16 protein-coding genes and 2 pseudogenes are annotated in these 24,772 nt (G+C 70.7%); 8 read left to right on the top strand and 10 right to left on the bottom strand.

Translation table 11 applies throughout. The features are described 5' to 3' along the window. The first annotated feature begins 5 nt into the window (after nt 1-5). Both M878_RS53410 and M878_RS46855 read left to right on the top strand, forming a co-directional pair. A pseudogene (locus M878_RS53410) lies at nt 6-2,466 on the top strand (SpoIIE family protein phosphatase). An 88-nt stretch (nt 2,467-2,554) separates the two neighbouring features. Next, nucleotides 2,555-3,370, top strand: a complete 816-nt coding sequence (locus M878_RS46855) for a maleylpyruvate isomerase family mycothiol-dependent enzyme (protein WP_031223918.1) — start codon at nt 2,555-2,557, stop codon at nt 3,368-3,370. Between the two features lie 24 nt (nt 3,371-3,394). Here M878_RS46855 and M878_RS53405 read toward each other — a convergent pair whose 3' ends face one another. The 4 genes from M878_RS53405 to M878_RS53390 all read right to left on the bottom strand — a co-directional run bounded on the left by M878_RS53405 (nt 3,395) and on the right by M878_RS53390 (nt 10,006). Then, nucleotides 3,395-4,489 carry a PP2C family protein-serine/threonine phosphatase gene (locus M878_RS53405; protein WP_031223917.1) on the bottom strand — a complete coding sequence of 365 codons (1,095 nt, stop codon included), beginning with the start codon at nt 4,487-4,489 and terminating at the stop codon, nt 3,395-3,397. A 139-nt stretch (nt 4,490-4,628) separates the two neighbouring features. Next, the gene (locus tag M878_RS53400; protein ID WP_023544681.1) at nt 4,629-7,532 is read right to left on the bottom strand and encodes a lectin; all 2,904 of its coding nucleotides are present in this window, start codon (nt 7,530-7,532) and stop codon (nt 4,629-4,631) included. A 255-nt stretch (nt 7,533-7,787) separates the two neighbouring features. After that, nucleotides 7,788-9,191 carry a HAMP domain-containing sensor histidine kinase gene (locus M878_RS53395; RefSeq protein WP_023544680.1) on the bottom strand — a complete coding sequence of 468 codons (1,404 nt, stop codon included), beginning with the start codon at nt 9,189-9,191 and terminating at the stop codon, nt 7,788-7,790. 95 nt (nt 9,192-9,286) lie between these two features. After that, entirely contained in the window at nt 9,287-10,006 is a 720-nt protein-coding gene (locus M878_RS53390; protein ID WP_051430062.1) for a response regulator transcription factor, read from the bottom strand. Nucleotides 10,007-10,070: 64 nt separating this feature from the next. Here M878_RS53390 and M878_RS53385 point away from each other — a divergent pair, with 64 nt between their 5' ends. Continuing rightward, entirely contained in the window at nt 10,071-11,237 is a 1,167-nt protein-coding gene (locus M878_RS53385; protein ID WP_023544678.1) for a UDP-N-acetylglucosamine--N-acetylmuramyl-(pentapeptide) pyrophosphoryl-undecaprenol N-acetylglucosamine transferase, read from the top strand. Nucleotides 11,238-11,311: 74 nt separating this feature from the next. Next, nucleotides 11,312-12,310 (top strand): SDR family NAD(P)-dependent oxidoreductase, encoded by a 999-nt coding sequence (locus M878_RS53380; RefSeq protein WP_023544677.1) that lies wholly within the window; start codon nt 11,312-11,314, stop codon nt 12,308-12,310. A 37-nt stretch (nt 12,311-12,347) separates the two neighbouring features. On the opposite strand, the gene M878_RS53375 is transcribed toward M878_RS53380, so the two are convergent. From M878_RS53375 to M878_RS53365, 3 genes are all read right to left on the bottom strand, one after another. Next, a complete protein-coding gene (locus M878_RS53375; protein WP_023544676.1) occupies nt 12,348-13,994 on the bottom strand; it encodes an APC family permease in 1,647 nt (548 codons plus the stop codon). A 104-nt stretch (nt 13,995-14,098) separates the two neighbouring features. Next, nucleotides 14,099-15,070, bottom strand: a complete 972-nt coding sequence (locus M878_RS53370) for a trypsin-like serine peptidase (RefSeq protein WP_031223907.1) — start codon at nt 15,068-15,070, stop codon at nt 14,099-14,101. Between the two features lie 288 nt (nt 15,071-15,358). After that, nucleotides 15,359-17,353 carry a glycoside hydrolase gene (locus M878_RS53365; protein WP_023544674.1) on the bottom strand — a complete coding sequence of 665 codons (1,995 nt, stop codon included), beginning with the start codon at nt 17,351-17,353 and terminating at the stop codon, nt 15,359-15,361. Nucleotides 17,354-17,813: 460 nt separating this feature from the next. Between M878_RS53365 and M878_RS000000100990 the strand changes: the two genes are divergently transcribed. Together M878_RS000000100990 and M878_RS53360 are read left to right on the top strand one after the other, a co-directional pair. Next, nucleotides 17,814-17,942: a hypothetical protein gene (locus M878_RS000000100990; RefSeq protein WP_023544673.1), complete on the top strand. Its 129-nt coding sequence runs from the start codon at nt 17,814-17,816 to the stop codon at nt 17,940-17,942. Between the two features lie 117 nt (nt 17,943-18,059). After that, nucleotides 18,060-18,233 (top strand): annotated as a pseudogene (locus M878_RS53360) (Rid family hydrolase); the annotation flags it as partial. A gap of 23 nt (nt 18,234-18,256) precedes the next feature. Here M878_RS53360 and M878_RS46850 read toward each other — a convergent pair. The 3 genes from M878_RS46850 to M878_RS46845 all read right to left on the bottom strand — a co-directional run bounded on the left by M878_RS46850 (nt 18,257) and on the right by M878_RS46845 (nt 22,394). Next, nucleotides 18,257-18,808, bottom strand: a complete 552-nt coding sequence (locus tag M878_RS46850) for a universal stress protein (protein ID WP_078630174.1) — start codon at nt 18,806-18,808, stop codon at nt 18,257-18,259. A 141-nt stretch (nt 18,809-18,949) separates the two neighbouring features. Next, nucleotides 18,950-19,594: a phospholipase A2 family protein gene (locus M878_RS53355; RefSeq protein WP_023544670.1), complete on the bottom strand. Its 645-nt coding sequence runs from the start codon at nt 19,592-19,594 to the stop codon at nt 18,950-18,952. Nucleotides 19,595-19,907: 313 nt separating this feature from the next. Next, the gene (locus M878_RS46845; protein WP_023544669.1) at nt 19,908-22,394 is read right to left on the bottom strand and encodes an HAD-IA family hydrolase; all 2,487 of its coding nucleotides are present in this window, start codon (nt 22,392-22,394) and stop codon (nt 19,908-19,910) included. 351 nt (nt 22,395-22,745) lie between these two features. Here M878_RS46845 and M878_RS53350 point away from each other — a divergent pair, with 351 nt between their 5' ends. Then, on the top strand, nt 22,746-23,027 hold the full coding sequence (locus tag M878_RS53350; protein WP_023544668.1) for a hypothetical protein: 282 nt from the start codon (nt 22,746-22,748) through the stop codon (nt 23,025-23,027). 176 nt (nt 23,028-23,203) lie between these two features. Then, nucleotides 23,204-24,718 (top strand): serine/threonine-protein kinase, encoded by a 1,515-nt coding sequence (locus M878_RS53345; RefSeq protein ID WP_023544667.1) that lies wholly within the window; start codon nt 23,204-23,206, stop codon nt 24,716-24,718. Nucleotides 24,719-24,772 lie beyond the last annotated feature (54 nt).

The raw sequence follows: 24,772 nt of genomic DNA, 5'->3' as shown, positions 1-24,772 counted from the left end.
GACTCATGGAATCAGCGCGAGAGGGCTTCGCCGCGGGCCCGCCCGGGGGACCGGGTGATCTCTTCGACGCGTCCACCGACGCGGCCGCGGTGATATCGGAACACGGCGTCGTGGTCGGCTGGACCCGCAGCGCCGAAGTGCTCCTCGGCTACGAGGCACCGGACGTCGTCGGTGCCTCCGCCGCGCGCCTGCTCGCCATGCCCGAGGACCCGGCACGGCTCGCCGGTGTCGTGGCGCGGTGCCGCGCCGGAAACGGCTGGAGCGGCCAGATCGCCCTACGGCACCGGGACGGCCGCCGCCTCGACGTCCAGCTACGGGTATCGGCGTCGTTCCGGATGGGCACCGCCGAGTGCTTCCTGGCGTCGGCTCGCGCACAGCTGTCGCGGTGGACCATGGGCCAGTCGGTCCTGGACGGGTTCCTGACCCGCTCGCCGGTCGGCCTGGCCGTCCTGGACACCGAGCTGCGGTACGTCTGGGTGAACGACACCCTGGAACACATCAGCGGGGTCCCCCGTGACGAGCGGCTCGGGAAGCGGCTGGGCGAGCTGCTGCCCGGGCTGCAGGCGGCGGGCCTGGAAGGCCTGATGCGCGAGGTGCTCGCCACCGGCGTCCCGGTGACCGACTACGAGTACGTGGGCTGGAGCTGGGCCGACCCGCACCGCCAGCACGCCTACGCGACCTCGTTCTTCCCGCTGGTGGACGCCGAGGACGCCGTCACCGGCGTGTGCTACATGGTCCAGGACGTCACCGAGCGCTGGAACGCCCGCCAGCTGCTGACCATGGTCAACGAAGCCGGCACCAGCATCGGCCGGACCCTCGACGTGATGCGGACCGCCCAGGAACTCGCCGACTTCGCGGTCCCCCGCTTCGCGGACTTCGTCTTCGTCGATCTGCTGGAACCCGTGCTCAGCACCGAAGGTCACGGAGCGTGGCTGAGCGACGCCGGACCTGCGCCCGCCGGGCTGGCGATGCGCCGTGCCGCACTGCGCTCGGTGCGCGAGGGCACCCCCGAGGCCGTCGCACAGGTCGGCGACCGGGTCGACTTCCTCCCGCCGCCCCACGACACCCACCTGCTCATCGACGGTGAGCCGCTGCTCATCCCGGTCCTCGACCCGGCCGACGAACTGTGGACCGCCAAGGAACCCCTGCGCGTGGCACGCATCCGCGAGTTCGGCCTGCACTCGGTCATCTTCGCGCCGATGCGGGCGCGGAACACCGTACTCGGCCTCACCATGTTCGCCCGGTCGCTCAATCCCGTCTCCTTCGGGACCGACGACGTCATGCTGGCCCGGGAACTCGTGGCACGCGCGGCGGTGTGCGTGGACAACGCCCGCCGCTACACCAGGGAACACACGGCGGCGGTCACCCTCCAGCGCAGCCTGCTGCCACCCGCCCTGACCGGCGGCACCGCGCTGGAGGTGGCCTCCTCCTACCGGCCGGCGGATCCCTGCGGCGGCGTCGGCGGCGACTGGTTCGATGTGATCCCGCTGTCCGGTGCCCGCGTGGGCCTCGTCGTCGGTGACGTCGTGGGCCACGGCATCACCGCGGCGGCCGGCATGGGCCGGCTGCGCACGGCCGTCCAGACGCTCGCCGCCATGGAGATGCCCCCCGACGACCTGCTCGCCCACCTCGACGACCTCGTGTTCCGGCTGAGCGACGAGGAGGCCGCCGCGGGCACAGCCGCCCGGAGCACCTTCATCGGCGCGACCTGCCTCTACGCCGTCTACGACCCGGTCACCCAGCGGTGCGCGATGGCTCGGGCCGGACACCCGCCGCCCGTCGTCGTGGCACCGGACGGACCGGCGTACTTCCCGGAGATCCCCGCCGGACCCCCGCTCGGGCTCGGCGGAATGGCCTTCGAGGCCACCGAGATCGCACTTCCCGAGAACAGCCTCTTCGGCCTCTACACCAACGGCCTCATCGAGGGCTGCGACCACGACGTGGAGCGCGGCATGTCCCTGCTCGCACAGGCCCTCACCCACACCGACGAGGCCCTGGACGCGCTGTGCACCTCCGCCGTGCGCACGCTCGTGCCCGTGCCGCAGTCCGACGACATCGCGCTGCTCCTGACCCGCACCCATGTGCTCAGCGCCGACCGGGTCGCCTCCTGGGACCGTACCCCCCGACCCGGCCGCCGTCGCCACCCTGCGCGCCCGGGCCACCCACCAGGTCGAGGACTGGGGCCTCGGTGCGGAGGCAGCCATGACGACGGAACTCATCGTGAGCGAACTCGTCACCAACGCCCTCCGCTACGCGGCCCCGCCCATCCGGCTACGCCTCCTCCACGACACCCGCCTCACCTGCGAGGTCTCCGACGCCAGCAGTACGGCCCCCCGGCTCAGGCACGCCAGGAGCACGGACGAGGGCGGCCGCGGGCTCTTCCTGGTCGCCCAGCTGGCCCAGCGCTGGGGCGCCCGGTACACCGCCGAAGGGAAGATCATCTGGGCCGAACAGGAGATCCCCTGAGCCGCGATTTGCCTTCGAGTGGACTCCAGCGGCCAGACTGTCGGCGACGGAATCCGTGCCGAGAACCAGAACAGGATGGCGGCGGCCGATGGCAGCGACACACGAGGCGGGGCATCCCCTGCCGTACGACACCTACCGCGAGGCCATCGCCCGCGAGACCCTGCGCTTCGCCGAGGCGGTCCGGGGCGCCGACCCGGCGAGCGCCGTACCGTCCTGCCCCGACTGGACCCTGGCTGACCTCAGCCGGCACGTGGGAGCGCTGCAGCGCTGGTTCTCCACCCTGCTGACCGGGCTGGTGCAGGAGCCGCCCCGCAGCCGTGACGTCGAGCTGGAGCTGCCGGAGAACGCCCGCGACTATCCCGACTGGGTGGCGGCAGGCGTGCCCGGTGTGGCGGCCGTCCTGCGGGACACCGATCCCGACGCGCCGATGTGGGTCTGGGGCGAGGACCGGCACGCCCGGTTCTGGGCTCGCCGGATGCTCTTCGAGACGCTGGTGCACCGGGTGGACGCGGAGCACGCCGTCGGCCTGACCTCGGACATCGACCCCGTGCTCGCGGCGGACGGCGTGGACGAGTTCCTCGTCAACCTGCCCTACGCGGGTCTCTTCGCCCCCGGCGTGACCAAGCTGCGCGGCGACGGAGAGACCCTCGCGTTCCGGTGCGCGGGCCCCGACGGCGGATCCGCCGAGGAGTGGCGGGTGCGGCTGGACCCGGACGGCTTCCGCCCGGTGGCGGGGCCGGACCGCGAGTCCGACGCGTCCGCGCCGGTCACGGCGGCGGTGCTCGGCCGGGCGGCGGATCTCCTGCTCCTGCTCTACGGCCGGCGGTCGTACGAGGACCCGGCCTTCGAGATCTCGGGAGAGCGCGCGGTCCTCGACAACTGGTTCGCCCGCACGGCCTTCTGACCCGCTTCCGGCACGGGGCCGGGCTCACTCGGCCGGTGACGTCGCCGACGGCGCCTCGGGAGCCAGACAGACCGCGAGCGCCGCGGTGTCGTCCTGCGTTCTGTTGTGGCTGTACGCCAGCAGATCGTCGTGGAGTCGTTCGAGCAGATCCTTCGGCGGCAGGGGACCCCAGGCGCGCAGCCGCTGCAACAGCGGATAGAAGGTGCCCGTCGCGTCCCGCGTCTCCGTCACGCCGTCCGTGTACAGCAGCAGCTGATCGCCGGGCCGGAAAGGGTACTCGTCGACGTGGTACGGGTCCGCGACCAGCTTGCCGAGGGTCAGGGGCGGCGCCGGCCGCCCGCTGTCCAGTTCGCACACCTCGCCGGCCCGCAGGGAGATCGGCGGCGGATGGCCGCAGTTGACGATGCGGACGATGTGGCCGTCGGCGGGGATCTCGGCGAACACCGCGGTGACGAACCGCTCGCCCGTCTCGGTTCCGCCGAGCTGCGTCGCCCTGCGGTTCATGCTCGTGTCCGCCCGGCCGGCCAGCGCGGGCAGATCGGGTTCGTCGTAAGCCGCCTCGCGGAACGCACCGAGCAGCGTGGCGGCGGTCTCGACCGCCAGCAGTCCCTTGCCGCGGACGTCGCCGATGAGCAGGCGGACCCCGAACCGGGTGGGGACCGCCTCGTAGAGATCACCGCCGATGCGTGCCTCCGCGCTCGCGGACAGATAGAGGCTCTCCAGACGGAGGTTGCCGATGCGGTGCGGTACGGGGCGCAGCAGGACGCGCTGCGCGGTCTCGGCCACGAACCGGACGTCGGCGAGCGTGCGTTCCCGCCGGATCCGGTGGGCGGCCAGGATCGTGCCGAGGCCGCCCACCAGCGCCGTACAGATGTAGGACGCCACGTAGTGACGGTCCCACAGATAGCCGACGGAGCGGCCCGCACAGCACGGCGTACCGGCCAGCACCCCTTCGAGGACGACGGAGAACACCGTGGCGGCGGCGACGCCCACCGGCCCGTGCGCGAACGCGGCCAGCACCGGCACGGAGATCAGCGCGAAGCTCACCGGCCAGTCCACGGGCGTGGCCGGCTCCAGCAGCAGGACGGCGGCGACGTAGAGGACCGGAAGCCAGCGCAGCCACAGCGGCGGCGCCGGCAGCCGGGGCGCGGCGGCGTCCTCCGGCTCCCGGCCGGTCCGTTCGTCCTTCACCCGACCAGCCTGGTGCGCCGCGCCGCCGTACCCCGGTCATTGCTCCACTCAACGGCATGTTCCCCGGTCAGCTGCGCCCCGGCGCCGAGGCCGCGCCGCCGAAGCCGATCGCGAAGACATGCAGGCCCCCGGACGCGACGTCGGACGGCAGACGCACGCTGCTGACCGTCTTGCCCGGACTCAGCGCCACGGGCGTCGTGGCGAACACATATGTCGTGGTGCTGTCGGACGCGGTGCCCGCGTGATTGCGGTACGGCATGGTGAGCGCGATGGTGTTGTCGGCGCGCGGTGAGGCGGCGCCCGCGCTCAGCGTCCAGTCGGACAGACCCAGCGGGACCGACTGGGTCGTGCCGTCCGTGTAGGTGACGGTGGCGGTGCCGGAGACCGGGCCGTTGTTGGCGGCACCCAGGAAGGAGATGCTGCCGGAGCCGGAGGCCGGTACCGTCTGCCCGTTCGCCTCGTAGTTGTCCCGCGCTCCGGGCGCCACGTCCGGCCAGGTGAACGTCACCCCGCCCACGGTGACCTTGGCGCCAGGAGTGACCCCCGCGGTGGCCAGGGCGTGCGTGGAGTAACTGAAGCCGGCGCCGTCGAAGTCGGCCGTGGCCGCGGCGGTGTCGCCGGACGTGCCGACGTCGCTGTAGGCGGGCGCGCCCGGGTAGGAGGGCGGGGCGGCGGAAGGTGCCGACGCCCAGGACGTGTTCGGCGTGGCGCCGAGGACGTAGGTCAGGGTGCCACCGCCGGTCAGGGCACCCCCGGGAGCGCGGGCCGCGTTCCATGCGGCGCCGTTCCAGGTGGCCGACTGGACGTACGGAGCGTCGTCCGCGGCGCCCGTGCCGTTGATCGTGAGGGTGCGGCCGGACGGCAGCGTGATCACCGCCTGGGGGAAGAGCGGGCTGCCCAGCGCCAGATCGGCGGTGCCGGGGGTCTCGGGATACATGCCGAGGGCGGACCACACGTACCACGAGCTCATCTCGCCCAGGTCGTCGTTGCCGGCCAGCCCGGAGGGGCTGTCGGTCCAGATCTGGTCCTGGACCTGCCGGACGACCTTCTGCGTCTCGTACGGGCGGCCGATGTAGTCGTACTCCCAGGGAATGTTGAGGCTGGGCTCGTTCCCCAGATTGGTGTAGCCGCCGGCGCCGGTCAGCGAGGACAGGTCCGTGTCCAGGTACTTGGCCATGGCCGCGTCGCCGCCCATGGCGGTGGCCAGCCCGTGCAGGTTGAACGGCACCATCGGCGTGTACTGCCAGGAGTCGCCCTCGACGAAGTTCTTGCCCGAGGTGGGGGAGAACCCGCCCGTCCACGTGCCGGAGGTGTCGCGCGGCCGGATGAATCCGCTGTCGTGGTGGAAGAGGTTCTGCCAGTCCTGTGCCCGGTCCGCGAACCGGTGCTGATCGGCGGCGTGGCCGAGGGCGCCGGCGAAGGCGGAGATCGCGAAGTCCGCCGAGTTGTACTCGAGCGTCGTGGAGGCCGGGCCGTAGAAGTTGCAGCAGCCGTACTTGCCGTTGCTGGGCAGCCAGCCCAGCTGCTCCAGGTAGGTGAGCCCCGGCCGGTTGTTGTTGGGGACGGTGGCTTCCGCGATCATGCCCTTGAGGGCGGTCGCGGTGTCGAAGTTCCGGGCCCCGAAGGCGTGGTAGTCGGCGATGATCTCGTCGGCCGGATCGCCCACCATGACATAGGTCTCGCCGTTGTTCTCCGACCACTTCGGGAACAGTCCGGTCTGGCGGTAGTCGTCGACCATCGACTGCGCGGTGTCGGAGGCGATCTTCGGGGCCACGAGGCCTTCGAGCTGGGCCTGCGAGCGGTAGACGTCCCAGCCCGAGTAGTTGGCGTAGGCGGCGCCATGGCCCTTGTCGACGGTGTGGGTCTTGCCGTCGAACCCCGGATAGCGGCCGTTGGTGTCACTGATCACGTTGGGATGCAGCAGCGCGTGGTAGAGCGCGGTGTAGAAGACGGTCTGCCGGTCGGGCGTCCCGCCGGTGATCCGCACCCGTCCGAGGAGGGACTTCCAGGCGTCGTGCGCCGCGCCGCGCACCTTGGCCAGATTCCAACCGGGGTTCTCCGCCTGCCGGTTGCCCACGGCGTCGGCGGCCGAGACATAGGAGATGCCGACCTTGGCCTGCACGGCCCGATGGGTGGTGGTGTCGAAGGTGACATAGCCGTCGGAGCCGCTCGCCCGGGGAGCGAAGGTGTTCGGCGTACCGGGCACGTCACCGTGCAGCACCGGCTTGTTCGGTGCCTCGGGGGCGTTGGGGGAGGCGTGGGTCCTGGGCGTGGAGGGCGTTGCGGCGGCCACCGCGGTACCGCTGTGGCGGAACGGCTGGTCGAACACCATGTCGTAGTAGACGGTGTAGGAGTTGCCCTCGCCACAGAAGTTGCCGCTGGTGACCTTGCCTCTGAGCTCTCTGTCGTTCACCACGCCGAACTCGGCGGCCGTGTCGCCGTTCGCGCTGGCCGTCAGCTTGAAGAGGAGGTTCGCCCGGCTGGTGGACGGGAAGGTGAAGCGCGCCATGCCGCTGCGGGTGGTGGCGGTCAGCTCCGTCTTGACGCCGTTGTCCAGGGAGACGGTGTACGAGCCGGGCGTGGCCGACTCGTTGGCGTGCGAGAAGCTGTCCGTCGCGGCCGAGTCGACGGCGCCGACGGTCGGCAGCACCGGGATGTCGCCGGCGGCCCGGCAGCCCGGTCCGGCGATGTGCGTCAGGCCGAAACCGGTGAGGGCCGAGTCCTTGTACTCGTAGCCGCCGCCGTCCGGCCGGTGGGGGCTGGTGTCGGGACTCCACTGGACCATCCCGAACGGGGTGTCGGCCCCGGGGAAGTCGTCGGCGGCGTTCGAGGTCCCGATGAACGGATCGACGAGAGAGGCCGGATCGGAGACCGGCGCCGGTGAGACGGGAACGGCGTGGACGGGAACGGAGGCGGCGCCCACAGCCAGGGCGCCCGCGGCCAGCACGGACAGAAGTCGGAACGGCACCATCGTGACCAGGTCCCTTCGATGTCCTTTAGACAACGTTGTCCCGAAAGCTGGACCCATTGGCCCCTGCTGTCAAGAAGGCGCGGTACAGAAACAGCCGATCGCCTGACGAAACGTCATATCCGGTACGCGGTCAAGGGCTTGGTTCAGACACAAAGCCGGGGTGGACCGGGGCGCAGGTCTCGCCGGGTTCGGCTACCGGTACACCGGAGCCGTCTCGGGTGTCGCGGTGAGGGTGTCGCTGTGAAAGGACAGATCTCAGGAACCCGTGCCGGTGTCCACGGGCAGGCTCAGCCGGAACAGGGCGCCGCCGCCCGGCGCCTGGTGGGCGGTGAGTTCGGCGTGGTGGGTGTGGGCGATCTGCCGGGCCATGGCCAGACCGAGGCCCGAGCCGGGAAGCGCACGAGCGGCTCGGGCCCGGTAGAAGCGGTCGAAGACATGGGGCAGGTCTGCCACGTCGATGCCGGGGCCGTGGTCGCGGACGGTGATCTCCACACGCGCGCCGTCCGGTGACCGGTGCGCCGCCACCTCGACGCGGCCGCCGGGCGGGGAGAACTTCGCCGCGTTGTCCAGCAGGTTGGAGAACAGCCGCGTCAGCCGGCTCGGCACCGCAGCCGCCAGGGCGGTCGCGGCTGCGGGATCGGTGTCGAGGACGAACGGGACGTGCGGCCAGTGATCGCGGGCGGCCGCCACCGCGTGCTCCAGCAGGGCGGCCGGCTGCACCGACTCCAGGGCCTGCTGCGGCTCTTCGTCGCGGGCCAGGTCGATCAGGTCGTTGACCAGCGTGGTCACTTCCCGCAGCTGCCGGCCGAGCGCGCCGGTCGCCCGCTCCCGCTGGCGTGGCGTCAGCTGGTCCGCGCGCAGCAGGATCTCGGCGTTGGCGCGCAACGCCGTCAGCGGGGTGCGCAGCTCGTGCGAGGCGTCGGCGACCAGCCGCCGTTGCGCGGCGAGCGACTCCTCCAGGGCGTCGAGCATAGTGTTGAAGGTGACGGCGAGCCGGGTGATCTCGTCCTCGCTGCCCCGGGGCTCCGCGGGCAGCTCGATACGGAGCCCGGCGTCCCGCGTCGCGGTGATGCGTTCCGCGGTCGAGGTCAGCCGGGTCACGGGAGCAAGGCCCGAGCGAGACACCCAGTAGCCCAGCAGCGCCGCGACCGGCACGCCCGCCCCGCCGATCACGGCCAGCAGCCCGGCCGCCTGCCGCTCGGCCCGCTGTACCCCGTCCGAGCGGAGCGCCACCTGTATGGCCAGCCCTCGACGGGCCGGAGTGGTCAGCACCCGCACCGGATCGCCGTCCACCGAGGCCGTGCTGTAGTACGGCGCCCGCCGGCGGCCGGCGACCTCGCGGACCGCGTCGGTGACGGGCAGCAGATAGGGCTGGCGCGGGTCGTCCGCGGCGGACTCGGGCACCAGTTGGGCGCAGGCGGGTGCGGCCAGGTACCGGCACTCGCCGGCCTGCACACCGGGACCGTTCTGCTGGTGCTGCTGGATGGCGAGGGTGGCCGCCTGTGTCAGCTGCAGGTCGAACTGCCGGTGCAGGGTGTAGACGGTGACGGCGTACGCGCCCGCGCACACCGCCAGCGCCACGCCCGCCACCGCGGCCGACGCGGTCAGCGCGAGCCGACGGCGCAGCGGAGGACGCCGGTGCCGGCGGGGCCGGGGCACCGCGCGTCCCACCGACAGCCGACGCCGGATCGCCGTACGCCCAGCCCCTGGCCGATGCCAAGGCGCTGCTCGCCCGGTCGACGACCGACGCCGGGTCACCGCTCGTCCAGCCGGTAGCCGACGCCGTGCACGGTGTGGACGAGCCGCGAGCCTCCGCCGGTCTCCAGCTTCCGGCGCAGATACCCGATGTAAACGGCCAGGGAATTGGAGTCAGGGCCGAGGTCCCGGCCCCACACCCAGCGCATGATGGTCTCCCGTTCCAGCACCTGCCCGGGGTGGCGCAGCAGCAGATCCAGCAGGCTCCACTCGGTGCGGGTGAACTCCAGCCGCCGCCCGCCCCGCCGCGCCGTGCGGGTCTGCGGATCCACCACCAGATCGGCGAAGCGCAGCTGCGCGGACGGGGCCGGTTCGCCGGAGCCGGTGCGGCGCAGCAGGGCGCGCAGCCGGGCCGCCAGCTCGTCCAGCGCGAACGGCTTGACCAGGTAGTCGTCCGCTCCCGCGTCCAGTCCGTCCACTCGGTCGCTGACCGCGTCGAGCGCGGTCAGCACCAGGATCGGCGTACGGTCGCCCAGGGCACGCAACTGCCGGCACACCGCGAGCCCGTCCACCACCGGCATCATCACGTCCAGCACCAGCGCGTCCGGCTCCCAGTCCGCCACGGCCGCCAGCGCCGCGAGTCCGTCCGCCGCGCCCCGGACGGTGAAGCCCTCCAGGGCCAGCCCGTCCTCCAGGGCGGCGCGTACCTCGGGGTCGTCGTCCACGGCCAGCACGCGTGCGGCACCGGCGAGGGATAGGTCCTGACCTGCGTCGTTCATGGGACCCAGCCTGCCAAACGACGCTCTTAAAGACCTCTTAGAACGGACCGGGACCGTGCCGGGCATGGACATTTCCCTCTCCGTCGTGATCGGTGCCGGGGGCACCGGCGGCCATATCTACCCCGGGCTGGCGCTCGCCGACGCGCTGCGCCGCCGGGTGCCCGACGCGGTGATCTCGTTCGTCGGCACCGAGCGCGGCCTGGAAACCCGGCTCATCCCCGACGCCGGCTACCGCCTGCACACGGTCGACATGATCCCCTACGACCGCTCCCTCGGCGTCCGGCGTTTCACCCTGCCCGCCGCCCTGCTGAAGTCCGCCGGCCAGTGCCGGACCATCCTGCGCGACCAGCGTGCGCACATCGCCGTCGGCATGGGCGGCTACCCGAGCGCCCCCGTCATCCTCGGCGCCCGCCTCGCCGGGCTGCCCAGTCTCATCCACGAGTCCAACGCCGTGCCCGGCCGGGCGAACGCCTTCGCGGCCCGGCTCAGCCCGCATGTCGCGCTCGCCTTCGAGGCCGGCAGTACCCACCTGCCCGCGTCCTGCCGGCCCGAGCTCGTCGGCATGCCGCTGTCCGGGCCGCTCGCCGCCCTCGACCGCGACGCCGAGCGCGCGGACGCCCGCCGGGCACTGGGCGTACCGCCGCACACCCGGCTGCTGCTCGTCAACGGCGGCAGCCTGGGTGCGGCCCGGCTCACCGAGGCCGCCTTGGGCCTCGCCGAACGCTGGCGGGACCGCACCGGCGTACGGCTCCTGATCAAGACCGGCCCGGCGGGTCTGGACGCGGCCCGCGCCCGGCTCACCGCCACCGGCGCCGACCGTGTCGCCGACGCGGTCGCCTACCTGGACCGCATCGACCTCACCTATGCCGCCGCCGATCTGGTGGTGTGCCGCGCGGGCTCGGCGACCGTCGCCGAGCTGGCCACCATCGGGCTGCCCGCCGTACTGGTGCCGTATCCGCATGCCCCGGGCGACCACCAGACGCACAACGCCCGCGCCCTCACCGGGATCGGGGCGGGTGTCCTGCTGCGCGACGAGGACACCACCGCCGGGTCCCTCGAAGCCGTGGCCGGCTCCCTGCTCGACGACCCGGTCCGGCTGCACACGATGTCCCGGGCCGCCGCGACGGCGGGCGCCGGCACGCACCACCGCACCGCCGCGGACCGGCTGGCCGCCAAGGTGCTCCACCTGACCGGAAACCCCCTGCCCACGCCCCTGTCCGCGGCGCCCTGACCGTCACCGGAACCAGCTCACCCACCTCTGACCGACACCGAGAACAGCTCACCCCCTTCGAGAAAGGCCCCACCATGCAGGCATCCGGCTTCTTCCACGGCCGTACCGTCCTTGTCACCGGAGCCGAGGGGTTCATCGGCTCCACGCTCGTGGACCTCCTCGTCCAGCAGGGCGCCACGGTTCGCGCCCTGGTCCACTACAAGCCCTATGCGGAGAAGGGCAACCTCGCCCACCTCCAGGACCACCCCAGGGTGGATGTCATCGCGGGTGACGTGCGCGATCCGGGCCGGGTGATGGACGCGGTGGCCGGCTGCGACACCGTCTTCCATCTCGCCGCCCTCATCGGCATCCCCTACAGCTACGACTCACCGGGCGCCTACGTCGCCGTCAACGTCACCGGCACCGAGAACATCGCCGAGGCCTGCCGCCGTCACCACGTCCGCCGCCTCGTGCACACCTCCACCAGCGAGGTCTACGGCACCGCCCTGACCGTCCCGATCGCCGAGGACCATCCGCTCCAGCCGCAGTCGCCGTACTCCGCGTCGAAGATCGGCGCCGATGTGATGGTGCTCTCCCACCATCACGCCTTCGAGCTGCCCGTGACGGTCGTCCGCCCCTTCAACACCTACGGCCCCCGCCAGTCCGCCCGCGCTGTGATCCCCACCATCCTCGCCCAACTGCACTCCGGCGCCCGCGAGATACGCCTCGGCTCGCTGACCCCGACCCGTGACTTCACCTACGCCACCGACACCGCCCGGGGTTTCCTCGCCGTGGCCCAGTGCGACCGTGCGCTCGGCGAGGTCGTCAATCTCGGCACCGGCGAGGAGATCACCATCGGCGACCTGGCCCGCAAGCTGATCGGGGTCTCGGGACGGGACGCGGAGATCGTCGTCGACGAGGCGCGGCTGCGTCCGGCCGGCAGCGAGGTGCACCGACTGCTGTCGGACAACTCCCGCGCCCGTACCTGGGCGTCCTGGAAGCCTGAGGTCTCCCTGGACGAAGGTCTGCGCAACACCTCGGACTGGATCCGCGCCAACCTCCACCTGTTCGCGCCCGGCCGCTACGCCGTCTGAGCCGATACACCGCACCGACAGACCGCCTGACCAGGTGTCAGAGGATGTCCCCCTCCTCCGGAACGACGACCTGGTCGATCAGATGCTGGATCCGTTCGGTGGGCAGGGCGACCGCCATGGCCCAGTAGTAGACGACGAGGCTGAAGGCGGCCACGACCCCGATGTCCCACCACAGCGGGAACCAGGGGTGCTTGAGCGGCCCGAAGTCGCTGAGGTAGACGATGAGTCCCATGCCCACCAGGTAGACCGGCAGCCACTGGGCGGCGCGCAGGTCGAGCTGGGGGGTGATGGGGTTCATCTTGAACAACCGGTTGGCGACCAGGATGACGTAGCCGATCAGGATCGCGACGCCCAGCTTCCAGTCGGTGGTCCAACCCGACCACAGGATCAGCAGGTTGGCGACGATGAAGGCGAGCGGCGACAGCCAGCCGCCACCGGGCAGCCGGTAGGGGCGGTGGGCGTCGGGCAGCCGGTTGCGGAACACTCCGAAGGACAGCGGCGCGCCCGCGTACATCAGCACGCTGGCACTGGTGATCAGACCGACGAGGGAACGCCAGCTGGGGAACGGCAGGAAGCAGACGCAGCCGATGACGAAGGCGGTGATCAGACCGACCCAGGGCACCCCGCGCCGGTTGGTGGACTCGAACGCGGACGGCACATAGCCGTTGCGGCTCAGGCCGTAGGAGACCCGGGAGGAGCCGGTGATGTAGATCAGTCCGGTGCCGGCGGGGGAGATCACGGCGTCGAGATAGAGGACCGTTGCCAGCCAGCCCAGGCTGATGAGCGTGGCGACCTGGGCGAAGGGCCCGCTCAGCGCGGTGAACGCCGAGTTCGCCCAGTGGCTGCCGATCTGGGAGGCGGGCAGCGCGGCGAGGAAGGCGACCTGCAGCAGGATGTAGATCAGGATGCCGAGGATGATCGAGCCGATGACCGCGCGCGGGATGTCCCGCCTGGGGTTGGCGCTCTCGCCGGCGAGCTGGTCCGCCTGCTCGAAACCCAGCAGCGCGAAGATGATGCCGCTGGTGGAGACGGCGGACAGAATGCCCTTGGCCCCGTACGGGTCGAATCCGTCGGCCGCTGTGAAGTTGCTGCCGTGGAACTGGGCGATGGCGAACACGAAGATCGTCAGCAGCGGGATGCCGACCTTCCACCAGGTCGCGGCGCTGTTGGTGCGGGCCAGCAGCCGGATGCTGAGGAAGTTGATGGCCGTGATGACGGCCATCAGCCCTACGGCGACGGCGATACCGGGCGGGGTCAGGACGTGCTCGCCGCCCTTGACCTTCTCCCAGCCGCTCGCCCAGGAGTAGTGCTGGCCGTACGTGATCATCGCCAGCACCTCGATCGGCGCCACCGTGGCCGCCTGCAGCCAGGAGAACCAGCCGAACGACGCCCCGGCGGCGCCGCCGAAGGCATAGTGCGGGAAGCGCGCGGTGCCGCCCGAGACCGGATACATGCCACCGAGTTCGGCGTGCACCAGCGCCAGGATGAGGATGGCGATGCCGCCGACGGCCCAGGAGATGATCGCCGCCGGCCCCGCGGCGGCCAGGGCGCCCTGTGCGCCGAAGAGCCAGCCGGATCCGATGATCGACCCTTCCGAGGCCCAGATGAGCCCGATGAATCCGATCTCACGGCGAAGCCCGGGTTTCTGGGTCTTCGGACCGGGCGCAGCCTCTGACACGGCCATAGCCGACACCCCTTCAGTAGGGTGATGTGCATCACTATCGTGCCACGGTGACGCGGTCATGGCACCGGACGTGCAGGCACCGGTTCCGGGGCGGCTGTGCTCGCCTACGAGCCGGCGGCGACACGCGGTCCGGCCGGTGGGTCTCCCGCGACCGCGGCGCGATACAGGGCCTGGGTGGCGCTGCCGAAGTAGGCGCTGTAGGAGATCTGCGGGGTGTTGCCGCCGGTGTGGTAGCCGCCGATGACTCCGACGACCGCCCATCCGCCCGGCCAGGGTACGAGCATGGGGCCGCCACTGGTTCCGCCCACGAAGGCGTCGCAGGCGATGCGCGGGAACGTACCCGGGTCGGCCGGGTCGTCACTGTCCCACCGGGTGGTCCAGCTCCAGCACTCCAGGGGCTTCTCCGCCCCCGCCGGATAGCCGATCATCCGCACCGGGATGTGGTAGTAACCCGTCCCGGTGAGCAGCCGCACCCCACCGACCGCGTCTTCCAGGAGCGTTCCGTCCTCATTGGGCTCGGTGACCGCGAACGCGAAGTCGTACGCGGCGCCCGCGTGCTCACCCAGGTCGTAGTACTGCTGCGAGACATAGACGCCGTCGGTCGCCACTGGAAAGATGCCGAACGGTTTGAGGGTGTCGTGGTACTGCGGGACGAAGGCCAGATGGCGCTTGGGCGAGGTGCCCGCGTAGCCCTTCAGGCAATGTCCGGCGCTCAGCACCAGGTCGCGGCCCGGGCTGTGCACGACGGAGCCGCTGCAGGTGCGGCCGGTGCCCGTGGCGTCCGTCCAGAAGAAGGTCCCGGCCTGGGGGATGCCGTCGAAGCTCCGGCTGGGCGGGATGTATTCGCCCGGCTGCGGTCCGTCCACCTCAGGGGACGCGGTGGGCGCAGGCGTGCCGGTCTCGGTGCCTTTGCGGGGGTCGCCGGGCAGCGCGGCCGCCATACGGGCCGGGGTCCAGTAGGCGTTGAGCCGGCCGGCGAGCGGGTTCGGGTTGGCCTTGCCGCTGTCGGCGGATGCCGCGGTGGTCAGGCCGGCACAGAGCAAAAGGGCTGCCGCGCAGACAGCGGCGTATCTCACGATCCTGGTCCTGGGCTCCATCGGTTCCCCTCAGAACGGACGCAAGTGACGGCCCACCATAAGCCGACGACCGCGACCAGCACAGCGCACGCGGCCGTAGCGGGTCTACGACCGACCGGCAAACTCCCGCCGACATTTGGTGGCATGATGTCCCGTCAGGCCGTCGGGAGGGACGCAGTGAACGCAGCGGGGCTACGGCCGGCACTTTGCCTGCGGTGACGAGGTCGGCCTCGGCCGGCCGGAAGCAGCCCCGGCTGACCGGTGGCGGCGCCGGGAGCCGGCCGTACATCACAGCCCGGTGGGGCACAGCCGGTGCCTGGCACCGCCCTTGATCACCGCGTCGACACACCCGGCGGGCAGTCCGTCGTGGGAGGTGGCGGAGAAGTTGGCCGTCACGGTCAGCACACCCCGGCCGAACGTGGTCCGCTGCACGAGATGGTCGTCCGTCAACCAGTGGAAGTCGGTCATCGGCTGCGTGGCCGCCACCTTGTGCAGTGGCTCGAAGTATCGCTGCACCTGGGCGAGCTGCTTGCCGTGCCGGTCCAGTTCGTCCTGGTCGAGGACCAGGTTGAGGGGCACGTTGTACAGCATCGCGAGAAGGGCGCGGGTGCGGCTCTGGTCCGGCAGCTTCGACCAGGGCAGCTCCCAGCGTTCGGTGCTGATCACCGAGTCGTGCAGGACCGTCTGATAGAGCGGCACCCGGTATCGCGGGTCGTACATCGTCTTGGCGAGGTCGGCCGGGAGACGGACGGGCTTGAAGTAGACCGCCGGTGCGTTGGCGGGCTGGTAACCGCCCCATGTCCGGCGGTCCTTCTCCAGCTTCCACAGCCGGTCGTCGACCGGTGTGCCCGAGCCATGGCTGAAGGACAGAACGCCGTTCGCCCACGAGCCCGCGCTCTCCGAACCGAGCACCAGGTGACGGTCGCCGGACAGCCAGGCCATCCGCGCGAGCCGGTTGCGCCGGTCCTGAGCCTTGGTCATCGGATGCGCCGGAGAGTGATCGGTGAACAGTTCACCGGCGGCGTCGACGTCCAGGAAGTAGCTCGTGGCGCCGTTGGCGGTCATCTGCCTGGTGCGGTCGGCCAGATAGTGCCGGGACGGCTCGGCGCGCCGGAGCGCCTCGGAGCTCACGTAACAGCCGCGGCCGCGGAAACCGGTGACGATCGTGCCGTCCGCCCGGCGCACACAGGCGTCCTGCCACACCGGGGCGGGCCAGGCGGAGACAGGAGTGTCGGCCGACGCCGGATCCTGCGCGTTGGCCCAGGAGTCGTAGGGCCCGATGAGATAACCGGCCTGCCGGGCGAGGCGGGTCGTCTTACCGTCCATGGGGTTGCCGTCGGCGTCGTATCCCAGCCACATCCGGTCGATCCCCAGCCCCCGCAGGCGGCGGACGCCCTCGGCGCTACGAGCCTGGCCCCATGTGTAGGCGTGGAAGGCGCCCACCAGTTTGGCGACTTCGGGATTGCGGGCGATCTTCTGCCGCAGCGTGGTGATGCCACCGTGACCCTGCAGCCAAGCGCGGTAGTCGCGTGCCGCGGCGACGGGCGATCCGTCCGTGAGCGCGAACGTCACGGTGTAGTTCCCCGTGGCCTGCTGCGGCGCGAACTCGTGCTCGGCCTCCGTGTGCAGGCGCCCGTCGGCGGAGACGAACTTGAGGGTCGTGCCGATGTCGGACTCGACGATGTAGCTCGCCCCGTGCCGTCCGGACTGACTGGTGCCCCAGAACGGCATGGTCAGGCCCTCGGCCATATCGGACCCGGTGCCCGCCAGGCCCGCCGAAGCGGAGTTCCACCACCGGTCGGCGACCGGAATGGACAAGCCTTCACCGCGCGGGACTTGCAGCTCCTCGGTCGTTCCGTCCGTGCCGGAGACCGGCCAGGTCAGGCTGGACTGCCGGGCCGAGCGCACGGTGACGGCCAGGCGCCCTTCCTGCGCGGACGCGGTGACGTTCAGCCCCCCGTCGCCGTACGCCCAACTGGCCTTCCCATCACGGATGGTGACCTTCCCCGGCGCGCCCAGATCACCGGCGGCCGGCGCCGAGAGCTGCCATGTACGGCCGTCGTCCGCTCGGGCCCGCACCACCAGGGAGGTGAGGTCCACCATGGCGCGGCCCCCGTCGACCGGTACCGAGAGCTGCGTTCCGTGCGCTTCGATGCGCCGGGGCTCCCCCGTGCCGGTACCGAACGCGGTGGCCGTACCGACCACGCCGATCATCAGGAGCGCACCGCTCACTGCGATGACCTTCGTCTGTGTCTTCGTCTTCTTGAGCTTCCTCGCCTTCACGGGCGTGGACTCTGACGAGCGAATCTAAGAAAGATGTGAGAGCCCAGGTGTGTCAGGCGAGAGATGAGAGCCGATCAGACCGGGCGTTGTCAGTGGCGGTTGCCAGGACGTGGCCCGTGGTGGCGGAGCGGTGCCGGTCTGGCGGCCCGACGGCTACAACACCGACGAGGCACTGTGTCTGTACGACATGGTCAACGCATCGGCCTTCGACGCTCTGGACGATGCGTGTGAGCTGCATGTCAATGGAGTGGTGGGAGCGATTCGACGAGGATGTCGAGCCGTTCATCGCCTCTGTACGCAAGGACAATCCGGTGGCGGCCCTGTTCCACGGCCTGGGTCCGCAGCGCGCCCGGGTGCTGCCGGGCTGGGCGGGCGACACGGTACTGACCGCTGCAGAGGTGCGCGGCCGCCTGGAAGCCGTCGAGTCCGTGCTCGCACTGTCGGGGCCGAGCGGGAGCAGGTGCTCGGCCGTATCGACGACTGGCCCGGGGACGAGGAGGCCGCCGACATCCTCGACCAACCGCTGCGGGTATGGAGACAGACCGCGGCAGCGGGCCTGGGACTGCTGTCGTGCCGGATCTGGTTCTGACTCCGGCTTCCCGCCGGTCCTTCGCTCAGTTCCGGCTGCCGGCCCGATGGTCGGTGTGGTCGGCGCGCAGTCTCCTGATCAGGAGCTGGACCAGTCGACGTGCGTCGTAGCGGGGATCGCTCTCTGCTCCCGGACCGCGCGGACTTCGAGCCCTGCCGGCCGGTGCTGCGCCGCTGTTTCGGCGAGATCCGGCCGGCCGCGACCATGGTGGGGTGCGGCCTGGCCGACCCTCGCATGAAGATCGAGATCGAGGTGTACGCCCGCCGCGGCGCGGGACCCGCCTCGACGTAGGCCGATCCTGCCCACAGCCCGGCTCACGGCATCAAGCCCGACGCCCGGGCCTGCCGTTCCACGAGGCCGCCGCGTCGCAGGATCCGTGCCTCCCGTGGTAGCAGCCGAGGGCCCGCCACGACCAGGACCCCGCATGCGGCCCGGGCCGGGATGTGCCGGTGCACCGGCCTGCGGTGCAGCCGGGCCGCCAGGCCGCGGGGTCTGGCCATGCCGATGACCAGCAGGTCGTCCGGGGAGGACGCGATCGCGCACAGGACCGGCCCAGCGGGACCTCGGACGACCCGTCGTACGATCCGCAGGTCGGCCGGAGGCCCGCCGGCCGCCAGCTCGAAGGCCCGGTCCAGCCGCCGCTGCGCCTCGCCCGCCCATAGCCGGGCCCACGAAGGCTCGGGCCAGCGCCGGTAGAGCGCGTCGCCCTCCGGCGGCTCCCAGGCCCGGACGGCCACCAGAGTGCGGCCGGCCCTGCGGGCCTCGAGGATGCCTCGGCGCAATGCGGCCAACCCGGCGAGCGAGTCACTCACTCCCACGACCACATCCCCGACCGGCGCGTCACCTGTCGTTCCATGCGATGCCATGCCACCCACGCTAGAAAGGCCAATCCCACCCGGACAAAGTCCAACCGAAGGAAAGTGGCCTTGATTTGGCAGGGGCCGGGTGCAGCGGGTTGTGACGGTGGCTGCACCCGGCCAGGATGTCGGCGTTATGCCGGAGCCTGCTTAACGTGCGCCTTCCGAGGGCTGGAACACCCCGTCGGTGCCGGCTTGGGTGTCGAACGGGCTGCCTGTGCTGCCGTCGTACTGGGGGAGGCCGTTGATTTCGGATCCGAGTATGGAGCTTGGGAGGTTGGAGCCGACCCCGGCCCCTACACCGAGCCCGACTTCCTGGCGTTCCGTTATTCTCCCTTGCTGCTGGAGTGTGCTCAGGTCATTGGTGAAATTCCTGTTCGCATCGTTCATGCTGTCCGCGTTCCACAGGCCGTTCTGCTGGAGGGTGCGGAAGGCGACGTCGTGCCGCTCGCAGGCGATACGCGCGTCACCGCCCCCGAACAGGCCGGTGGGGTCGGAGCAGCCGTCAGTGTCCCAGCGGATGCCGTTGTTGTCGACGATGGGATCGTTCGACCCGGTGGGGTTGTTCGCCCGCTCCTCCTTGGCGAAGTCGTCCAGGGGTTCGTGGATGATGCGGTTGAAGGCCTCGGTGTTGAGGGAATCGGCGGGGAAGCTGACGCTGCCGGAAGAAGAACCGTCGTCCGCGTGGGCGGTGGACGCGAGCCCGAGCAGGGCGGTGATGCCGAGAACGGCGACGGTGGCACTGGCCGAAACCCGCCGAGTTGCCCGTGCGGCGGGCGCACGATGCTTTCGCATGATGTGTCTCCTTGGTGGACCGCCGGTCGGCACACTTGCCGGCCGACTCGCCGAAGTGGCGTAGAAGCATGAGAGATCGCAGGTCAGCGCCGGGACAAGGGATGTCGTCCGGTCCTGTGGTCGATCCTGTGCGGTCGCTGTCCCAGACCTGCGGACTCTCGTCCGGACGACTACGGATCGGCCTGCGGAAGTCCGGCGTGGCGGCGACCATCGGATGCAGTCCAGGGCTGTCGTCGGGTGTTGCGTCGGCGTGGGGCTCCGGGGCTGGTCAACGCGGCCGAATGCGGCAGGCGACGTCAGGCGGAAAGTGGGCTCAATGGCCTGCGGGAAGGGACTGTTCGGTCCAGATCGTCTTGCCGGACGTGGTGTGACGGGTGCCCCAGCGTTGCGTCAGCTGGGCGATCAGGAGCAGACCACGTCCGCCCTCGTCGTCGGCGCGAGCCCGCCGCATATGGGGTGAGGTGCTGCTGGCGTCGGACACCTCGCAGATGAGACTGATGTCCTTGATCAGACGTAGCTGAACGGGCGGTTGGCCGTAGCGGATGGCGTTGGTGACGAGTTCGCTCACCACGAGTTCGGTGATGAAGGCCGTCTCGTCCAGCCCCCAGGAGGCGAGTTGGCCTGCCGCCAGTTGACGTGCACGGGCTACGACGGCGGGGTCCGAAGGCAGGTCCCAGGTGGCGACATGAGAGGCGTCGAGGGTCTGAGGGCGGGCGAGGAGCAGGGCCGCGTCATCGGAGGGGTTGCCGGAGAGCAGTGCCTGCAACACCTTGTCGCAGGTGGCTTTCAGGGATGATGGCGCGTTTGCCAGAGCGTCACGCAGCCGCATCAGCCCGATGTCCACGTCCCGGTCGGCGGTCTCGATGAGGCCGTTGGTGAACAGAGCGATCAGGCTGCCTTCGGGCAGTACGAGTTCGGCCGACTCGAAGGGCAGGCCGCCCAGGCCCAGCGGCGGGCCGATGGGCAGGTCGGGGAAGTCGACCGTGCCGTCCGGGTACACGATGGCGGGGGCCGGGTGCCCGGCACGGGCAAGGGTGCAGAGGCGGGAGATCGGGTCGTAGACGGCGTACAGGCACGTGGCGCCGGCGACCTCGTCCTCGGGCTCCGTGACCTCCCGGGAGGACGCTCCCGCCTCGCGATCGAGACGCAGGACGAGGTCGTCGAGCTGCGTGAGCAGTTCGTCGGGTGGGATGTCGATCTCGGCGAGTGTGAGGACGGCTGTGCGGAGGCGTCCCATGGTGGCCGAGGCCTGGATGCCGTGGCCGACGACGTCGCCCACGACGAGAGCGACCCTGGCACCGGACAGGGGGATGACGTCGAACCAGTCGCCGCCGATGCCTGCCTTGGAGTCGGCCGGTACGTAGCGGGAGGCCACCTGCACAGCACTCTGCCGGGGAGGCTGCCGGGGGAGCATGCTGCGCTGCAGCGCAACAGCGGTGTTTCGCTCATGGGTGTAGCGGCGGGCGTTGTCGATGGCGAGGGAGGCTCTGGTGGTGATCTCCTCGGCGAGGAGAAGATCGTTCACGTCAAATGCTTCCGGCATACGGTGCCGGAGGAACACGGCGAGTCCCAGGGGGGTGCCGCGGGCGCGTAGCGGCACCACGATGAGGGAGTGGATCCCGTATGCGCGGACGGTATGGGAGCGCGACGCATCGTGCGCCAGCCACCGCTGGATGTCCGGTTCCTCGACCCAGTGCCATGCCGGCTCTCCCGTGGCCAGGGCACGGCCCATGGGGGAGTCGTCGGGGTAGCGGTCCGTATTGCCGGGGGTGACCACGGATTCCGGGCAGCCGTCCAGGACGGACTGCTGTGCCGCACGGCGGAGGACGACAGGTCGGGTGGCCGGATCGAACTCCGGCTCCATGCCGTGGAAGACGGACTCGAACAGGTCGACGCTGACGAAGTCCGCGAAGTGTTCGGTGGCCAGGTCTGCAAGTTCCTGAGCAGTCCGTGTCACGTCGAGCGTGCTGCCGATGCGGACGCTGGCCGCGTTCACGATGGACAGCCGTTGTCTGCTCCGGTACTGCCCCGTGATGTCGACGGCGGCCGTCGACATGCCCCGCACGCGTGTCACCGCCGGGGCAGGACTGTTCGTGAGCCGGGACAGAGCCGTCGGCAGTCCGGTCAGTGAGGTGATCACCGCGTCGGGTTCCGCGAGCTGGCTACGCGTCGGCGCCGGCGGGGCCTCGCCGCGCAGCATCCACACGGTGCGCATGCCGAGCCGCGCTGTGGGCCGGATGTCGGTGTCCAGCCAGTTGCCGACATAGGCGGCGCAGGCGGGGGGCACTCCCATCTGCTTCAGTGCGGCAAGGAAAGAGCGGGGATCCGGCTTCTCGAAGGGCTCGCCCCCGAGCACAATCGCGTCGAAGAGCTCCTCCAGGCCGTCACGGCGCAGTGCTTCCCGCACCCGTGGCGGGGACAGGGAGACGATGCCGAGCCGGTACTGGTGCACCAGCGCGTGCAGGGTGGGCCTGACGTCCGTGTAGAGGGCCTCGACCGGGTACTCCCAGTGCTGAACGATGTGCCGGTGCAGCAGCGCCGTGTCTCCGCCGGGGACGAATCGTCGGGCGAACGCGGTGTGCAGCAATCGGCTGCCGCCTTCGCGTTCGGCCTCGTACAGCCCCCAGAATTCGGATTCCTCGACGCCTCCGGCCAGTTCTACGACCGCCTGGTGCAGTGCCTGGACGTAGCGGGCGTCGTCGTAGATCGTCCCACCGATGTCGAACAGAACCGCGTCGATGCGCTCGGCCGGCCGCTCCTGCCTGGACAGGGAACGACCTGTGTGCCTGGCCTCGGTCACGGTTCCCCCTTGGTTCGGAGGACATGGATCAGTCCGACATCTCATCATTGCAGCGAGAACATGACCTGTCGCATTGCGTGAAGCCCCTCGGTCGGCCACGGGCGGCCTCTGTTCGGGTGACGGGGGGAGACGCGAGGCCTTCGGGACCGGGGCGGCTCCGCAGGTATTTCAGTCGCCCTCCGCAGCACGACCATCCTCGTACACCGGAGACACCGCAGCATCGCGTGAGAGTCCTTGTCGCGGGATGACCTGCGGGTTCGAATCTGGGCGACGCCGATTCCAGCCAAGGACGAGTCGGCGATCCCCGAGGGAAGTCGCCTGCGGGCCTCTCCCCCTACCAAGGAGTGCCTCATGCGGCTCACCATGCGCCGGCGCCGCGAACACGCCGATCCGCCGTGCCGTCGGCCGGCCAAGATCCTTTCGGTCATAGCCAGGGCGGGCCTCGCCGCGACCGTGCCGACGGTTGCCCATGCCGACGGCGACTGCGGCGTCTTCGAGGGATGCAGCCCGAAGCCATCCACAACCTTCGCCATGGCGGACAACGCCATGGCGAACCCTGACACCTTCATCGGAGGGGCGCTCGTCCTGGAAGAGGCGCACTGCCCCGACAGACTGTCGCGGGCGTTCTCATGAGGCTCCGAAACGGCTACGGCACTCGCCGTCTCCGGCGGAGCCCGACAGCCAGATCCGTCGCAGACGCGCAGCCCACGAGGGAAGCAGCGGTCCTGGTCATTCGGCCGAATGGGTTATCGTGCCTCGTCGGACTCTCCCCATGTGCGAATGGGAAGGACAGCTAGCAAGGAGACACGGTGTCCGATCTTGGGCGGCTCGTCGCCGGCCGGTACCTGCTGGTCGAGCGGGTGGGTAGCGGCGGCATGGGCACCGTGTGGCGTGCCGAGGACAAGCTGCTCGGCCGCCACGTGGCCGTGAAGAAGCTGCGCATCCCGCCCCACCTGCACGACGACGAGGCCCAGACCCTGCACGAGCGCACTCGGCGTGAGGCCCGCAGCGCCGCCCGGATCGCGCACCCCAACGTGATCGTGGTGCACGACGTCGTCGATGACGAGGGCCTGCCGTGCATCGTCATGGAGTACATACCCTCGGTCACATTGAGTGACGTACTGAAGCAGCGGGGTTCGTTGCCACCCGGAGAAGCCGCCCGGATAGGCCGTGCCATGGCCGCCGCACTGCGCGCCGCCCACGATGCCGGGGTCCTGCACCGGGATGTCAAACCCGCCAACGTTCTGCTGGGCGACGACGGGCGGATCGTCCTCACCGACTTCGGGATCGCCATGGAGTCGGGAACGTCCTCACTGACCAAGTCCGGCGAACTGATCGGCTCCATCCGCTACCTGGCACCCGAACGCCTCAGGAGTGCGAGCACCGGACCCGGTCCCGCCAGCGACCTGTGGGCCCTGGGCGCAACGCTGTACCAGGCGGTCGAGGGGCGGCACCCGTTCCACCGTGACACCCCCATCGAGATCGCGTACGCCATCGCCACCGACTCGTACGAGCCACTGCGCAGCGCCGGGGAGCTGGCCCCGGTGATCGAGGGCCTGCTCGTCAAAGAACCGGAACGGCGCATGGACGTACACGAGGTCGAGCGCCGCCTGGGCGATGTGACCGGGACACGAACTGCTCCCGTCGATGCCCCCACACGGCCGGAAGGTGCCGGCGACCTCGTGCCTCCCGGACGCAAGGGCCGCGGAAAGCGCCGCCGTACGGTGGTGGGAGCGATCGTGGCGGTGACAGTCGCCGCCTGTGTGGCGGGCGGCGCGCTGTGGTGGGTCAAGGCCGGTGCCGATGGGCCGAGTTCGCACGCGGCCAGGGCCGATTCCTCCGCCCCCTCCCCGAGTGGCGGCGCTTCCCTCCCGCCGCTTCCCACCGGATACCACCTCGCAACGGACAGCGGCTTCTCCGTACCCGTACAGGACGGCTGGACCAGCAAGACGCTGCCCGGTGGTGAAGTCGCCTACATAGACCCGTCCGGCTTGGTGGGTCTGAGGGTCAATGTCGTCCATTTCGCGGGTACCGACCCTCTGCAGCACTGGCGTGAGACGGAAGAAGACCAGACCCGCCGCGACAATCCCGGCTATGAACGAGTGAGGATGTCCGCGACAACCTTCCGCGGACGACCCGCCGGATACTGGGAGTTCACCTTCGCCGGCAGGGCACGGAAGTACCGGGCGGCGGAGCTGGCCTTCGCCAGCGCCGACGGCACCCAGTACGTGGTCTACCTCTCCGCGCCGGACGCGCAATGGCACAAGTACCGGCCGGCTTTCGACACCGCTGTCAACGGAGTCCACCTGAGCAACAGCGCCTGACAGCAGCGTGACCGCCGCGTGCGTGGCGGGCCACCCTTCTGAACAGGACCAACG

The organism is Streptomyces roseochromogenus subsp. oscitans DS 12.976 (genome assembly GCF_000497445.1).
GTDB classification, from domain to species: domain Bacteria; phylum Actinomycetota; class Actinomycetes; order Streptomycetales; family Streptomycetaceae; genus Streptomyces; species Streptomyces oscitans.
Note: the sequence above shows the minus strand (reverse complement) of the source record. Positions and strands in the feature narration are given on the sequence as shown.

Excerpts from the sequence above, each read along its gene's own strand:
- M878_RS53380 (WP_023544677.1), top strand. The coding sequence starts at position 11,312 with ATGCAGGCATCCGGCTTCTTCCACGGCCGTACCGTCCTTGTCACCGGA.
- M878_RS46855 (WP_031223918.1), top strand. The coding sequence starts at position 2,555 with ATGGCAGCGACACACGAGGCGGGGCATCCCCTGCCGTACGACACCTAC.
- M878_RS53385 (WP_023544678.1), top strand. The coding sequence starts at position 10,071 with ATGGACATTTCCCTCTCCGTCGTGATCGGTGCCGGGGGCACCGGCGGC.
- M878_RS46850 (WP_078630174.1), bottom strand. The coding sequence starts at position 18,808 with ATGGCATCGCATGGAACGACAGGTGACGCGCCGGTCGGGGATGTGGTC.
- M878_RS53390 (WP_051430062.1), bottom strand. The coding sequence starts at position 10,006 with ATGAACGACGCAGGTCAGGACCTATCCCTCGCCGGTGCCGCACGCGTG.
- M878_RS53375 (WP_023544676.1), bottom strand. The coding sequence starts at position 13,994 with ATGGCCGTGTCAGAGGCTGCGCCCGGTCCGAAGACCCAGAAACCCGGG.
- M878_RS53350 (WP_023544668.1), top strand. The coding sequence starts at position 22,746 with ATGCGGCTCACCATGCGCCGGCGCCGCGAACACGCCGATCCGCCGTGC.
- M878_RS53400 (WP_023544681.1), bottom strand. The coding sequence starts at position 7,532 with ATGGTGCCGTTCCGACTTCTGTCCGTGCTGGCCGCGGGCGCCCTGGCT.
- M878_RS53355 (WP_023544670.1), bottom strand. The coding sequence starts at position 19,594 with ATGCGAAAGCATCGTGCGCCCGCCGCACGGGCAACTCGGCGGGTTTCG.